General features: G+C 61.9%; 10 protein-coding genes and 1 riboswitch. Of the genes, 3 read left to right on the forward strand and 7 right to left on the reverse strand.

Translation table 11 applies throughout. The annotated features are described in order from the left end of the window. Positions 1–74: 74 nt before the first annotated feature. From NXT3_RS04420 to NXT3_RS04430, 3 genes are all read right to left on the reverse strand, one after another. A complete protein-coding gene (locus tag NXT3_RS04420; protein ID WP_104838846.1) occupies positions 75–2,465 on the reverse strand; it encodes a putative bifunctional diguanylate cyclase/phosphodiesterase in 2,391 nt (796 codons plus the stop codon). Beyond that, positions 2,462–3,502 carry a polyamine ABC transporter substrate-binding protein gene (locus NXT3_RS04425; RefSeq protein ID WP_037413331.1) on the reverse strand — a complete coding sequence of 347 codons (1,041 nt, stop codon included), beginning with the start codon at positions 3,500–3,502 and terminating at the stop codon, positions 2,462–2,464. The genes NXT3_RS04420 and NXT3_RS04425 overlap by 4 nt, the downstream gene beginning before the upstream one ends. Positions 3,503–3,604: 102 nt before the next feature. Then, positions 3,605–4,798, reverse strand: coding sequence for an MFS transporter (locus NXT3_RS04430; RefSeq protein ID WP_037413332.1), 1,194 nt, complete (start codon positions 4,796–4,798; stop codon positions 3,605–3,607). Between the two features lie 109 nt (positions 4,799–4,907). Between NXT3_RS04430 and NXT3_RS04435 the strand changes: the two genes are divergently transcribed. After that, positions 4,908–5,720, forward strand: a complete 813-nt coding sequence (locus NXT3_RS04435) for an AraC family transcriptional regulator (protein WP_097526312.1) — start codon at positions 4,908–4,910, stop codon at positions 5,718–5,720. Positions 5,721–5,777: 57 nt separating this feature from the next. Beyond that, positions 5,778–6,737, forward strand: coding sequence for a 4-hydroxybenzoate octaprenyltransferase (ubiA, locus tag NXT3_RS04440; RefSeq protein ID WP_097526311.1), 960 nt, complete (start codon positions 5,778–5,780; stop codon positions 6,735–6,737). Positions 6,738–7,062: 325 nt separating this feature from the next. Here ubiA and NXT3_RS04445 read toward each other — a convergent pair whose 3' ends face one another. Next, the gene (locus NXT3_RS04445; RefSeq protein WP_037413373.1) at positions 7,063–7,629 is read right to left on the reverse strand and encodes a DUF6101 family protein; all 567 of its coding nucleotides are present in this window, start codon (positions 7,627–7,629) and stop codon (positions 7,063–7,065) included. A gap of 314 nt (positions 7,630–7,943) precedes the next feature. On the opposite strand from NXT3_RS04445, the gene NXT3_RS04450 reads away from it, so the two are divergent. Continuing rightward, positions 7,944–10,253: a DUF1217 domain-containing protein gene (locus tag NXT3_RS04450; protein WP_104838847.1), complete on the forward strand. Its 2,310-nt coding sequence runs from the start codon at positions 7,944–7,946 to the stop codon at positions 10,251–10,253. Positions 10,254–10,264: 11 nt separating this feature from the next. Here the strand turns inward: NXT3_RS04450 and NXT3_RS04455 are convergent, their stop codons facing one another. The 3 genes from NXT3_RS04455 to NXT3_RS04465 form a co-directional block, all read right to left on the reverse strand. After that, positions 10,265–11,698 (reverse strand): FAD-binding oxidoreductase, encoded by a 1,434-nt coding sequence (locus tag NXT3_RS04455; RefSeq protein WP_037413374.1) that lies wholly within the window; start codon positions 11,696–11,698, stop codon positions 10,265–10,267. 59 nt (positions 11,699–11,757) lie between these two features. Further along, complete coding sequence (locus tag NXT3_RS04460) at positions 11,758–12,732, reverse strand: L-threonylcarbamoyladenylate synthase (protein WP_104838848.1); 975 nt, start codon at positions 12,730–12,732, stop codon at positions 11,758–11,760. Positions 12,733–12,811: 79 nt separating this feature from the next. After that, a complete protein-coding gene (locus NXT3_RS04465; RefSeq protein ID WP_104838849.1) occupies positions 12,812–13,414 on the reverse strand; it encodes a DUF6656 family protein in 603 nt (200 codons plus the stop codon). Positions 13,415–13,709: 295 nt separating this feature from the next. Further along, positions 13,710–13,910, forward strand: a riboswitch (cobalamin riboswitch). Positions 13,911–13,917 lie beyond the last annotated feature (7 nt).

The following is a 13,917-nucleotide window of genomic DNA, read 5'->3' on the forward strand; positions in this document are numbered from 1 at the left end:
CAGCGCCTTGATGCGCTGCGGTTAGGACGCCGGGCGGGGCAAGGTCAAGGGAAAACCGGCGCTGCGCTCAAGATTCACCGGAGCGCTTCGCGGCTCGGGCTCCGGCGCGCGCTGTCGGACCGCTCGTCGGCGGGCCGGTCCTTGACGTGCTGCGCCGTCCGGGTCAGCGCCCAGATGGCCAGATCGTCGAGCGAGAGCGGCTTGCTGATCAGGTAGCCCTGGAAGCGGTCGCAGCCGGCTGCGGTGAGCATGGCGAGTTTTTCCGGCGTATCGACGCCTTCGCCGATCACTGCCATGTCCTTGGCATGGCAGAGTGCGATCACCGCCTTGAGCACGGAAAGGGAGTGCGAGGCCGTAAGGTTGGTCACCAGCGCCCGGTCCAGTTTGATCGTATCCGCGGCGTAGTCGATGATCTGTTGGATCGAGGTGTAGCCGGCACCGAAGTCGTCGATCGACAGGCGGAAGCCTTTGTGGCGCAGCTCGTCGATGTTCTGCCGGAGCTGATCGCTGATCTTGACTGCGAATGTCTCGGTGAGTTCGATGTCGATCGATCGCGTTTCCAGTCGATGGCGGGCTGCGCAATCCGACAGATAGTCGCCGAGCGCATGCGAATGCAGCTCCGCCGAAGAAATGTTGATCGCCACGACCGTGTCTTGCCCGAAAAGGGCCTTCAACTGTCGGCAGTTGGACATCGCCCTGTCGATCACCCACCAATCGATCTTGGTGAAAAGACCGGAGCTTTCGGCGATCGGGACGAATTCGTCGGGCGTCACGGCACCGAGGACGGGCGAGTTCCAGCGCAGCAGCGCCTCACAGCCGGTGACCTGGCCGCGTACGTTGACGATCGGCATGTAGACCAGATGGAATTGCTCGTCGGGATTGAGCCCCCGCAGTTCCTCCTGAATCTGGCGGAGCCGTGTACGCTTGTCGTGGAGCGCACGCGAGAAACGGGAGGAGCGATTCCTGCCGCCGGACTTCGCCTGGTACATGGCCGCATCTGCATTGGAGATCAATTCGGCGATGTTGGTCGCATCGTCCGGGCAGATCGCCACGCCGATGCTTGCCGTCACCGGATAGCGCTTTCCGGAAACTTCGAAGCCTCCGTCAAAGAGGGCCAGGATCGCGTCCGAGATCTCCCGGACGGTGCCTTTGCCGGGGTTCGACCGCACCAGAACCGCAAATTCGTCACCGGAAAGGCGGGCGAGGACCGCAGGCTCCAGCTGTCTCCGCCGGGTGATCGTCTCCACCGTTTGCCCAATTCGTCCAGCAAGCGTCTTGAGCAGGTCGTCGCCGACGTCGTGGCCGTGCTTGTCGTTGACGAACTTGAAATTGTCGATGTCGATGAACAGCAGGCTGCACTTCTCGCCGGAAGCGATCACTTGGTCGACGACGCCGGCCGCAAGCGTGTTGAAGCGACCGCGGTTGTTGATGCCGGTGAGCGTGTCGGCCCATGAGCTTTGCTGCACGAGACGCAGGGAATGGGCGGACTGGCTGTGAAGCTCGCGGATATTGTGTGTCAGCCGGCCGATCTCGCCCGCCTCGTCCATGTCCCTGATGTCGTCACGCTCGCCGGCCATGACCGCCGTGACGTCCGCATCGAGGCTTGCGATCGGTCCTGTGATGAAACGTCTGATCAACAGCACGATCAGGAAGATCGAAACTAGGCTCATGGCGAGAGCACCGCAAGCAAGCAGCACCTTTCGGCGCCACACTTGAGCCTCGAAATAGGCGTCCGGAACGACGATCGTGGCATAGAGCTGCGTCCCGAGCGGCGTGCTGGCTGAAAGCTTGTCCGTGGCGGCGAGCGGCCATGGCTGGAGAACGACGTCGGCCCCATACTCCTTCTTCAGAGCAGCCTGCATTGCCAGGAACCGGTCCGGCAGGATGGCGATCTGCATCAGCAATGCATTGGCCTTGTTGCTCGGCAAGGGACGACCAAAGGTGACCGGGTCGACAAAGAGGGAATAGACGATCCGTGGCCTGTCGCCGGTGGGCTCAAGATAGGTCAAGTCGCTGAGCCGCTTGCCGGCGATCAACCTCCTGGCAAGATCGCGCTGCGGCTCGTCGATATCGGCAAAGGGATCCCAACTATTCTCGTAATAGTAATCGGCCTCGTTTCGGGTGTTGAGGACGGCGAAGGAGATGTAGGCTATCGGGTCCTCCGACAGCGACTTGATGCTTTCCTGCAGGCGAGCCCCGAGCGCCGTGACGCGATATCGCTCGTCGGTCTCGGCGACGAACTGGTGCAGAACGTCTCCGTTCAGGAGCGCGTTGAGAAAACTCTTGCTGCGCTGAACCTCGTTCTGGAAAACCGCGGCTGCGTGCTCGAGCCGTTGGGAGAGCTTCGCCTTCTCCAGCGCCTGAATGGAGCGCTCCTGGGCAACATAGACCGATAGCGCTGCGAGGATGTAGCCGAGCAGCACGACGGGGAAGATGAGGAAAAGTGCGCGCTTGCTGAGGGTCACTGAAAATTCGCCAGAGTGCTGATGATGCGTCGGCGTGCCTGGACCGACGGGATGGAAAGTTCCTGCTGGTACTGGCTCTTCGCCAGGGTCGCGGCCGGCGGATAGATCTCCGGATCGGAGCGCATCGCTTCCGGCAGAATCTTCAACGCCGCGCTGCTCGTGGTCGGCATCGTCAAGGCAACGGCGTTGGCGGCGGCGCCTTCCGGCGAACCGATGAAGTCGAGGAACTCCAGGGCACGCTGCTTGCGAGGCGAACTGGCCATGACCGAAACACAGTCGAGCCAGGAAAGCGTCCCTTCCTTCGGGACCGAATAACGCCACAACCCCGGCGTGCCGACCTTGTCGTTGAGGACGTGCTGGTCGCCGCTGTAGCCGAGTGCCATATGGATCTCTTTGCCCGTCGCCTGGTCCTGAATGGCGGTGATGACATAATCGTAGGTCAGCACGGCCGGCGCCTGTGCCTTCAGAAGATCGAAGGCGGCCTTCAAGGTTCCCGTTTCGCTCGCATTGATGGATGCGCCGAGCAGCATCAGAGGCGGCACGAAGAGTTCGGTATGGTCGTCGAACATCGCGATGTGCTTCTTGAGCGACACTGCAGGCCGCATCATATCCTGCCAGGAGGTCGGCGCCTGTGCGATGACGTCGGAGCGATAGAGAATGCCGACCGTTCCAGAGAAATAGGGCAGTCCGCGTCCGGAGCAGCGATCGCGCCACTTGGGCGCATAGTCCTTGAGGGCGGGCAAATTTGCTTCATCAAGCAACTCGAGCACGCCCTTTTTGCCGAAAAGATGCGCACCGTTCTCATCGACGACGACAAGATCGACATTGTTGCTGGGATCCGCGAGGATCTCGTCGCGGGCATCGTCGCTGTCGAAATTGATCTGGCGGATTTCGACACCGGTCTCCTGCGTCCAGCGGTCGATCAGACCCTGGTCGATATAGGCTTCCCAGATCAGCAGGTTCAGCGTTTCGGCGCGGCTTGCGGCCGCGCAAAGCAACGTCGCCAGGAAGACGGATGTAGCCGCGCGCCTTCTCATTCCTTGGCCCCTCGCCCTTCAACCCCCACTGGCAGACGGTAACCGGCAATAATTTAGGAATGCTTACGGGCAGCGCGAGCCATGCATCTCTTCGCGGTGCGCCTATCGAGACGGTATTTTCGGCAGCAACACCGTGAAGATACCGAGCAGCGGCAGGTAGGAGCAGATCTTGTAGACGAATTCGATGCCATGGCTGTCGGCGAAGATGCCGAGCACCGCCGCACCCATGCCGCCGAAGCCGAAGGCAAAACCGAAGAAGACGCCGGCGATGAGCCCGACGCGGCCGGGAACGAGTTCCTGCGCGAAGACGACGATCGCAGAGAAGGCCGACGAAAAGACGAGGCCGATCACCACGCTGAGCACGCCCGTCCAGAACAGGTTCGCATAGGGCAGCATGAGCGCGAAGGGAATGACGCCGAGGATCGAGAGCCAGATGACGAAACGGGCACCGTAGCGGTCGCCGATCGGTCCGCCGAGGAAGGTCCCGGCCGCCGCGGATCCGAGGAAAAGGAACAGCATCAGTTGAGCCTGCTGCACGCTGGTGCCGAACTTTTCGATGACGAAGAAGGTGAAATAGCTGGAGACGCTGGCGAGATAGACGTTCTTGGTCGCCGTCAGCAGGACGAGGATCGCGACCGTCCAGAGGACCCGGGCCTTGGGCAGCGGCAGGGTCCGGCTCGGCGCCGCACGGCTCATGGTCGAGCGGCGATGCCGCACGTACCAGGTGCTGACCCAGGACAGCACGAAGAAGCCTGTTATGGCGACGATCGAGAACCAGCCGAGGCTGCCCTGGCCGAAGGGCAGGACGATGAAGGCGGCAAGGAGCGGGCCGAGCGCGCTGCCGGCATTGCCGCCGACCTGGAACAGCGATTGCGCCAGCCCGTGGCGACCACCCGAGGCAAGCCGCGCGACGCGCGACGATTCGGGATGGAAGATCGCAGAACCGACGCCGATGAGGCTCGCCGCGAGCAGCAGCATCCAGAAGTGATCGGCATGGCCGAGGAGGAGAAGGCCCGAACAGGTCGACAGCATGGCAGCCGGCAAGGTGTAGGGGAGGGCCCAGCGGTCGGTGACGATCCCGACCGCCGGCTGCAGCATAGAGGCAGTCACCTGGAACGTGAAGGTCAGGAGGCCGATCTGGACGAAATCCAGTGCGTAGTTGGCCTTGAGCAACGGATAGAGCGCGGTCAGCAGCGATTGCATGATGTCGTTCAGCATGTGGCAGAAGCTGACGGCAAGAATGACGGAGAAGGCCGTCTTTTCCGGATTGATGCTGCCAGCCGTGACCGAAGACATGAGGTGTTCCTTCCGCGTGGCTCGCTGCGGGAGCCTTTCCTCCATCTCTAGACGTCTTGCTGTTGGCCTGCTTTTGTGATTTGGTCGAATTCTTTCGCGAGTGGGCCAAATGCCGAAATACGACCGAGGACACCTGCCGGAACTACCGGACATGGATCACTTCAGGAGTCTGGAGTGGATAGAAATGGCGAATGCCCCGGTGGTGGCGATCGGCAAGGATTATGGCTGCGGGCTGGTCGTGCCTCCGCACAGCCACACGCGCACGCAGCTCTGGTGGGCCCGCTCCGGCGTGGTCCTCGTGCACACGGCTGACGGGCGATGGATGATCCCTCCCGGCCATGCCCTGCTCATTCCTTCTGGGATGGAGCACTCGGCCGAGATGGTCAGCGACGTTCGGATGCATTCCATCTATATCGCGGCGATGAGCCGGGCGCGCCGGCCTCTGGTGCTGGAGGTGTCGGCCTTGGCCGGCAGCCTCATCGACGAACTGGTCCGGATCGAGAACGAGACATTCTCCCAACGGCGGGAGCAGCTGATCGTCGAGCTGTTGCTCGAGGAAATACCGCGCCTCGCCGAGCGGCCGCTGGGCCTGCCCTTTCCGCAGGACCGTGCCCTTGCCGGCCTCTGTCGGAAATTCCTGGAGGCGCCTTCGGCGGCCGCCAATATCGATCAATGGGCCGACAGCATCGGCATCAGCCGACGTTCCTTCACGCGATTCTTCCGTCGCGAGACGGGCATCAGCTTCGTTACCTGGCGCCAGCAGGCCTGCATCTTCGCCTCGCTGCCGCGCATCGCCGACGGCGAGCCGATCACCACCGTCGCTCTCGATGCGGGCTATGAGAACGTCGCGGCCTTTACCACCATGTTTCGCCGCATGTTGGGTGCACCGCCGAGCCTTTACCTGCGCGCCCGTAATGCCTGACTGCAGCGGATCATGCGGGCGCTTGACCGGCTTGCTCAGCGGGGCCAAACAGGGACCATGAACAGCTCATCCATCGATTCCGGCCGCGTGCACGATGCACCGTCGAAGAACTGGGTCTACCGCGTGCTGCCGCGGGTGCTTTGGCCTTATGCGCAGCTCGCCCGCTGGGACCGGCCGATCGGCTGGCAATTGCTGATGTGGCCATGCCTCTGGTCAGCGGCACTCGCGGCCGGCGCCGCAACCGCGCTCGGCAGTTTCTCCACGGCTCGCTTCCTCTTGCACGTCCTTCTGTTCATCGCCGGGGCGATCGCCATGCGCGGCGCCGGCTGCACCTATAACGACATCGTTGATCACGAGATCGATATGGAAGTGGCGCGCACCCGATCGCGGCCGCTGCCGTCCGGACGCGTGACGCGCGCCCAGGCGAAGGTCTTCATGGTGCTACAGGCGGTGGTGGGCCTCGTGATCCTGCTGCAGTTCAACGCCTTGACGATCATTCTCGGCATCGCCTCGCTGGGCCTGGTGGCAATCTATCCATTTGCCAAGCGCTTCACCGACTGGCCGCAATTCTTCCTCGGCCTGGCTTTTTCCTGGGGCGCCATCATGGGCTGGTCGGCGGAATTCGGCTCGCTGTCCTTCGCCGCCATCCTGCTCTACGCCGCGGCAATCGCCTGGACAATCGGCTATGACACGATCTACGCCTATCAGGACCGGGAGGATGATGCACTGATCGGCGTCCGCTCGACCGCACGCCGCTTCGGCGACAATCCGCGGCCCTGGCTGATAGGGCTTTACGCCTTGACCGTTCTCCTGATGGTTTTCGCATTCCTGGCGGCCGGCGCGGGATTCTTCGCCTATGCTGGACTGGTCGTAGCGGCCGTTATGCTCGCCTACCAGATCCTGGTGCTGAACATTCACGATCCTGAGCAGTGCCTGGCCCTCTTCAAGTTCAACAGCGTCGTCGGGCTGATCATCTTTGCCGGGCTGATGCTGGCGCTTCTCCTGCGTCTGATATGAAAAATCCTCCGGAAGGCCCGGAGGACATCTTGTTCAACGGATAGGGCGATCACGCCCAACTTGCTTCGGCGTCCGCCTTGCGCCGCTTGGCCGCGATGTGGGTACGAAGAGCGGCCCAAAGGGCGACGAGGGTGGCGAGCAGGTGCTTGCGCATCGGTATCTCCTTCATTCGTTGCCTTGGCTATGTGCCGCTTGTGGCATGATGAAGGCCGAGACCGCTGTATCCACCGTAACATTTGCCGCGGCCGCGTGTACGTTCTCCCGCGATAACATAAGCCGGCCGCAGGGATTGGCAGGCTTTTGCACTGGAGATGGAGATAGGCGGTCAGGACCGGGCGATGATCTCGCGGCCGTCGATTTTCATCTGCACGCCGAGCTTGCCGGTGGAGCGGCGCACGAGGAAGCGCGGCCGGCGCTCGGCAAAGAAGGAGTGGCGCCGGCGCGGCTTTACCGGCGCGGTGCGGATTTCGCCGAGATGTTCTTCCAGCGGCCGGGCGACACCATCAGCTTCGACCATCAGCATTGGGATGCGATAGGCATCCGCCCAGGCACGCCAGTCGGCCGCGATATCAGAAAGATCATGCGCGACGAGCAGCGGGATGCAAAGATCCGGATCGTCGTGATGAAGCTCGAGCGTCACAGTTACCTCCCCGTCGCCGTGGTCGATGGCCCGCGCTGCGACACCCTTGAAAGCTCGCGCAGGCAAGGCGATCGAAAGGGGCAGGCCGCTGGATGGTAGCACCTTGCGCAGGACAGCGCCACGCTGGTCGAGGCTGATGCTCACATTGCCCACATCGCCGCGTAGCACGTAGGTCGCCTGCTGCGGAAATCGCTTCGGATCGAGCCGCAGCGTATTTCCTACCCACGCCGGTTGAGAGAGTGTGTTGCGCATTTTCATTTCGCCCTTGTTTTCCTTGAGAGCCGGTTCCCGGTCTTCTTCTCGGGACGTTTTCGTCCTCTATGGGCTGGAGGATAGGCGGCCGCTCTTCCGGACGACTTAAAAATCGCGGTTAAAAAAACTTTGCGTCTCCCGATGGTTAGCAAAAGCCGAGGCGGCAAGGTTTCTCCTTCGTCAACGAAATCGCCGGGATTTTGCGGGTCGGCCGAAAAGCCACGCACAAGCCTTTTGATCCAGTTTCGGACGGAATAACCATCGGGGATGTCGCGTGCCGGCTGTCCCCGATCCTTGCTGGCGGGGCAGCGCGCATGGTTTCGACTTATCTCGACTACAATCTCATCGCGCGGGACATGAAGGTCAGCCTGAGCCGCGTCTCGGAGCAGACGGTCGTCGCGCGCGACACGCAATACTACAAGGACAACATCGGCAATGTGAGCTCGGTCGACGACTTCCTCGACGACTACCGGCTCTATTCCTACGCGATGACGGCATTTGGCCTCGGCGACATGATCGATTCGGTGGCCTTCATGCGAAAGGTGCTCGAAAGCGACCTCTCCGACACGAGCAGCTTCGCCAACAGCTTGACGGACGATCGCTATCGAGAATTCGCTCTCGCCTACAGCTTTAGCGGCGGGACGCCCGTGTCGCAGACCGAGGCACAGCTCGACGAGATCATCGGCCTCTACGATACGAGCATTCTCAACCTCGCGGAGACGCAGAAGGAGGAGCCCCGCTACTACAACGTCATGATCGACAAGATCACCAGCGTCGATCAGCTCCTCAACAACGATCGGCTGAGAGCCTATATCTTCACGGCTTTCGGCATCGATGAGAGCACCTACTCCCGCCAGACGATCCGCAGCGTCCTCTCCAGCAGTTCCGGCGATGCGAGCAGCTACGAGAATACGGTGATTGCTCCCAAGCTTACTGAACTCGAGACCGCCAAGGCAGCGGCGGAAGCACAGTTGGCCGCGGGAGACCTCACCGACGAGGAAGAGGCGGAGCTCGAGAGCAAGGTAACGACCTACACGAATTCCATTGGCACGCTGAACAACTATCTCGACCTTGCAGCTGCCTTCGACTTTGGTTCCGATGGCACGGTGAGCGCGGGTGCGGCGCAGACCGACGAAAACAAGCTTGCCGTCAACGACCTCTATGTCTCCAGCAATTCCCGCGTTACCTCACAGGCGGCGCTGCTGAACAAAGCCTATTTCGAGGAGACGATCGCGAGTATCACGTCCGTCGATGAGCTCATCGCGGATACACGCCTTTACAATTACATCAGGACCGCTTTCGACCTCGACGAGGTGACGATCGTTTCCGCAACCATCAAGAACATCCTGACGAGTGATCCGGATGATCCGGAGAGCTATGTCAACACGATCGGCGACGGCGACGAGAACTACCTGGCGCTCGCCAATGCCTTCAATTTCCAGGAGGACGGCACGCTGGCTGACGGCGACAGCGCGCAGACCGCCACCCAGACGACGCTCACCTCCAACCGTTACATGACCCGCTATAATGACACGGACGACGAAGCGGACGAGAAGGCGGTCAGTGCCTACAAGGCCGCGGTCTCCGGCATGACCTCCGTCGACGATTTCATCGTAACCGCCTCGATATATGATTTCGCCTTGCAGGCCGTCGGCCTCGATCCCGACACGGAGAGCACCCGCACCATCCAGCGCGTCCTGACCAGCGACCTCACCGATCCGAAGAGCTTTGTCTACACGCTCACGGACGAGCGATACGTGACCCTTGCCAAACTGTTCAACTTTACGACACAGGGCGAGGTCGGTGCACCGGCACTGGCTCAATCGGAAACGCAAATCCAGGAAACCGCGAAGAACTACATCGTCATCAAGTCCCGTTTTGGGTCGGATGAGGACAAGACCAAGGCCCAAGAGGAGAGCGAATATTATACGGCCGGGGTCGCCAAACTTTCCTCCCTCGACGCGTTCCTGGCCGACGAGCGTCTCGTCACCATCGCGCTCGAGGCGAACGGCATCGACCCCGAGGGCGTGACGGCCGATTTCCTCCGCAACATCTTCGCCTCCGACATCGATGATCCGGGCAGCTTCATCAACGAACAGGAAAATTCCGCCGCCTATATCTCGCTCGTGACCTCCTTCAATTTCGACAGCGAAGGTGACGTGCTACGCGAGGAAAGGGAAAGCATCGTCACACGCCACGGGCTTTACGAAACGCTTGATCAATATCTGCATCAGACGCTCGAAGAACAGGCGGGCGAAAGCAATGAAGGCGTTCGCCTGGCACTCTATTTCGAGCGTAAGGCCGGCACGATTGTCGACGCCTACGACCTCCTCGCCGACGACGCGCTCGCCGAGGTGTTCCGCACGATCTTCAGCCTGCCCGACGAGTTCAGCACCATGGACATCGATCAGCAGGCGAAGATCGTCGAAAAGAATCTCGATCTCGAGAAACTCAGCGATCCGGTCGAACTGAAGAAACTGCTGGCGCGCTTTGCCGTGCTTTACGATCTGGAAAACAACACCGAGGTCGATCCGGCCGTCTCGGTGCTCACGAGCAGCGGCAGCAGCGTCGGCATCAGCGCCGACACGCTCTATACCTTGTCGCAGCTCAGGATGGGCGGATAGCGCCGCCTCAATCAATCCTGCCGCAGCACCTTGTCCGGGTTCATGATTCCGGCCGGATCGAAGGCATGCTTGATCCGCCGCATTAGCTCGATCTCGATCGGCGCGCGGATGGCCGCAAGTTCGTCGCGCTTCAACTGGCCGATGCCGTGTTCGGCCGAGATCGATCCGTTATATTTCAGCACAATGGCGTGAACGATCGCGTTCACTTCGTGCCAGCGGGCCAGAAAGGCCTCGCGGTCCGCGCCGACCGGCTGGGTAATGTTGTAGTGGATGTTGCCGTCGCCCATATGGCCGAAGGCGCAGATGCGTGCGTTGGGGATTGCCGTGATGACCGCCGCATCCGCTTCCGCCATGAAGGCGGGAATGCTCGACACCGGTACCGACACGTCATGCTTGATCGAGCCGCCCTCGGGTTTCTGCGCCGGAGACATGCTCTCGCGCATGTGCCACAGCGCCTTTCGCTGCGCTTCGCTCTGGGCGATGACGGCATTCTCGATGAGACCCTCCTCTGCACCTGCTTCGAGCAGGCTTTGCACCATCTGCTCCGAACTCTCGGCCGAGTCGGAGGTGGAGATATCGATCAGCGCATACCAGGGATGACTTGTTTCCATCGGGTCGCGAACGCCCGGTATGTGGCGGGTGGTGAACTCGATGCCGAGCCTCGGCATCAGTTCGAAGCCGGTCAAGGCGGGACCGCAGAGGCTCGATGCCCGCTCGAAGAGTCCGAGCGCGTCTTCGACGCTTGCGAGCCCGGCAAAGGCGACCTGATGGCCGCGCGGCTTCGGGAAGAGCCTTAGGACGGCGCCGGTGATGACCCCGAGCGTCCCTTCGGCGCCGATGAACAGATCGCGTAGGTCGTAGCCGGTATTGTCCTTCTTGAGGCGTCGGAGACCGTCCCAGATTTCGCCGGTCGGGAGCACGACTTCCAGCCCCATGCAGAGCTGTCGCATGTTGCCATAGGCAAGCACGGCGGTGCCGCCGGCATTGGTGGAAAGATTGCCGCCGATCCGCGCCGATCCTTCGGAGCCAAGCGACAGCGGAAACAGCCGGTCGACGTCGTCCGCCGCCTTCTGAATGTCTGCGAGAATGCAGCCGGCGTCGGCGACGATCACATTGCCGACCGGGTCGATGTCGCGGATGCGGTTCAGCCGCTCAAGGGAAAGCACCACATCGGCCTTTCCCTCGCGCGGGATCTGGCCGGCCACGTGGCCGGTGTTTCCGCCCTGGGGCACGATCGCCGTCTGGCTCTGGCTGGCGAGCCGCAGGATGCGCGAGACTTCATCGACCGAGGCGGGCTTCAGCACGAGCGGTGTCGTGCCGCGGTAAAGCCCGCGCGATTCGACGAGATAGGGCGCCGTCTCCGCCGGTCCGGTCAGCGCATGGCCGGGGCCGACGATGTCGGTGAACGAGGCGATCAGTTCGGGAGAAGGGATTGCTGTGCTCATGACCTGCCTGCGATTTATATTTCCGAAACAGCCGGACCACACAGGTCTCGCGCTTCCGGTCAGATCCTCGGGGCGGCGGCCCGTTCGAGCCGGTCGATGATCGCTTCGCCAAGGCCTTCGCCCGGGATCGGCCCGAAAGCGATGGTTCGAGCGCCGCTCGCATCTGCCTTTTTCATATAGTCGAAAAGATTGGCGGCCGCTTCCCTGAGATTGCCCGTTGGGCTGAGGTCGAGGACGATCGCCGCGCTGCCTTCGCCAGGCAGCGCCTTGCCGCCGAAGCGGATCAGCGCCTCTCCCGTGTGGACGTCCGTCGCATTGAGCCGCACCGCGGCACCCGGCGCATAATGCGAGGCGAGCATGCCGGGAGCTTCGATCGTCGCGCCGGCCGCTTCCGGCCGCTCAACGGGAAGGCCGGCGAGCGCCTCGATCTCGGCCGCATCGAGACCCCCCGGCCGAAGCAGCCGCAGCCGGCCGTCTTCGATCTTGATGATCGTCGATTCGAGGCCGATTTCCGCCGGGCCGGCATCGAGGATCAGCTTCAGCTTCGCACCGAGATCCGCCTCCACATGGGCCGCGCTGGTCGGACTGATCTTGCCCGACGTATTGGCGCTCGGCGCCGCCAGCGGTCGCCCAAAATGTGAGATCACCCGCCGGGAAAAACCTTCAGGCATGCGGATCCCGAGCGTGTCGAGGCCGGCCGAGGCAAGCGCGTGCACGGTGCTTTCGGGTCGCTGAGTGAGAATCAGCGTCAGCGGCCCCGGCCAGAAGGCTTCCGCGAGGCGTCGGGAGATGGGGTCGAATATCACATGCGCTTCGGCCATTCCCATGTCCGAGACGTGGCAGATCAGCGGATTGAAACGCGGCCGGCCCTTCATCTCGTAGATGCGGCTGATCGCATCGGCACTCGTTGCGTCTGCTGCAAGGCCGTAGACGGTTTCCGTCGGGATCGCCACGGGCTCACCTTCGGAAAGCACCGCGCAGGCCGTTTCGATCGCCCGATCCGGTTCGCTGCGCGTATCGATGATTTCGGCCATGGCGGTTCTGGTCCTTTCCGTCGCTTCCTTAACGGAGGAGGAGGGAAAACAGAACGATTTTCTTTGTCGATGACCGGCGTCAGAGGCTGCGAATGATCCGCCGCAGCGCTTCGTCGCGTGCGCCGAGCATCAGGACGTTCTTGAGCGCCACCTTCGGGTCCTGCGTCCGGAAGATCAGGCCGTTGCCCCGAACATTTCGATCGAGGACCATCCGCCCCTCTTCGGTGCCGGGTTGAATGGCCACGGCGAAATACATGCGCGAGTAGCTTGTCTGTATGCGTTCGAAGAAGTGCGCCTCGTCGCCGAGGTCGGAGAAGAAGTTGGCAAAGTAGAACGCCCAGGTGACGTCTCGCGATCGAGCGAGATGAGTCCGCGCCGCGGTGACATGGCAATAGCCGAGGTGGGGACTGTCGGCGAGGGTCCTGTGGAAGATCATCTTCGGGAACTGGATCGAGGCATGAAAGCCGTTGATCCGCCCGTGTGTCGTCTCTCCCGCCGCCTGTAATCTCTGTCCGGTTCTCTCTGCCACTTCCTCATGCGTCATGTAGCGGCGCTGTTCGGGCAACCACGGCCGGCGCCGGTCGATTCGGCCCGTGCGCAGGAACTCTGTATGGCCGCCCGCCGTTTTCGGCGCCGGCGCCTGCGCTTTGCCTGAGGCGTCGTAGTATCTGATTTTTGCCATCGACCTCTGCGTCACCTGTCGCTGAACGGACTAAACCGTCAGCGAACGCTAAATCACTATGGTTAATAGAGTATTTCGGGCGCCCGCGCATCGCTTTATGTCGCAAAATGGCCCGTGATCTTCGCGGCTTGGATGCCGCTGCGAAAAAACGCGCCATTTGCCGAAAAATGTATCTATCACATTGTTTATTATAGAAGATGTCACAGGACTTCCAACGCGCGCGCATCGAAAATCTTTGTCGTCTTTCTGGAATGGAATGTCGCGCACCGGCAATTGCCGAGCCTGTCTGGCCGCTTAGATTCGAATTGCTCAAGGTGCCGCTTCTTCGCAGGGAGGGGCGGAGAATTGGGAAGCCGGTCAAATCCCGGCGCTGCCCCCGCAACGGTGGTGGAGTGAACCCCGGCATAAGGCCACTGGACAATCGTCCGGGAAGGCGCCGGGCAGGGCCCTCGGGCCGCTCCAGAGCCCGGAAACCAGCCTTGAGGAAAACGACCGTAACTGGT

The sequence above is a fragment of the Sinorhizobium fredii genome (assembly GCF_002944405.1).
In the GTDB taxonomy this organism is placed as follows: domain Bacteria; phylum Pseudomonadota; class Alphaproteobacteria; order Rhizobiales; family Rhizobiaceae; genus Sinorhizobium; species Sinorhizobium fredii_C.

Excerpts from the sequence above, each read along its gene's own strand:
- NXT3_RS04425 (WP_037413331.1), bottom strand. The coding sequence starts at position 3,502 with ATGAGAAGGCGCGCGGCTACATCCGTCTTCCTGGCGACGTTGCTTTGC.
- NXT3_RS04430 (WP_037413332.1), bottom strand. The coding sequence starts at position 4,798 with ATGTCTTCGGTCACGGCTGGCAGCATCAATCCGGAAAAGACGGCCTTC.
- NXT3_RS04435 (WP_097526312.1), top strand. The coding sequence starts at position 4,908 with ATGCCGAAATACGACCGAGGACACCTGCCGGAACTACCGGACATGGAT.
- ubiA (WP_097526311.1), top strand. The coding sequence starts at position 5,778 with ATGAACAGCTCATCCATCGATTCCGGCCGCGTGCACGATGCACCGTCG.
- NXT3_RS04445 (WP_037413373.1), bottom strand. The coding sequence starts at position 7,629 with ATGCGCAACACACTCTCTCAACCGGCGTGGGTAGGAAATACGCTGCGG.
- NXT3_RS04450 (WP_104838847.1), top strand. The coding sequence starts at position 7,944 with ATGGTTTCGACTTATCTCGACTACAATCTCATCGCGCGGGACATGAAG.
- NXT3_RS04455 (WP_037413374.1), bottom strand. The coding sequence starts at position 11,698 with ATGAGCACAGCAATCCCTTCTCCCGAACTGATCGCCTCGTTCACCGAC.
- NXT3_RS04460 (WP_104838848.1), bottom strand. The coding sequence starts at position 12,732 with ATGGCCGAAATCATCGATACGCGCAGCGAACCGGATCGGGCGATCGAA.
- NXT3_RS04465 (WP_104838849.1), bottom strand. The coding sequence starts at position 13,414 with ATGGCAAAAATCAGATACTACGACGCCTCAGGCAAAGCGCAGGCGCCG.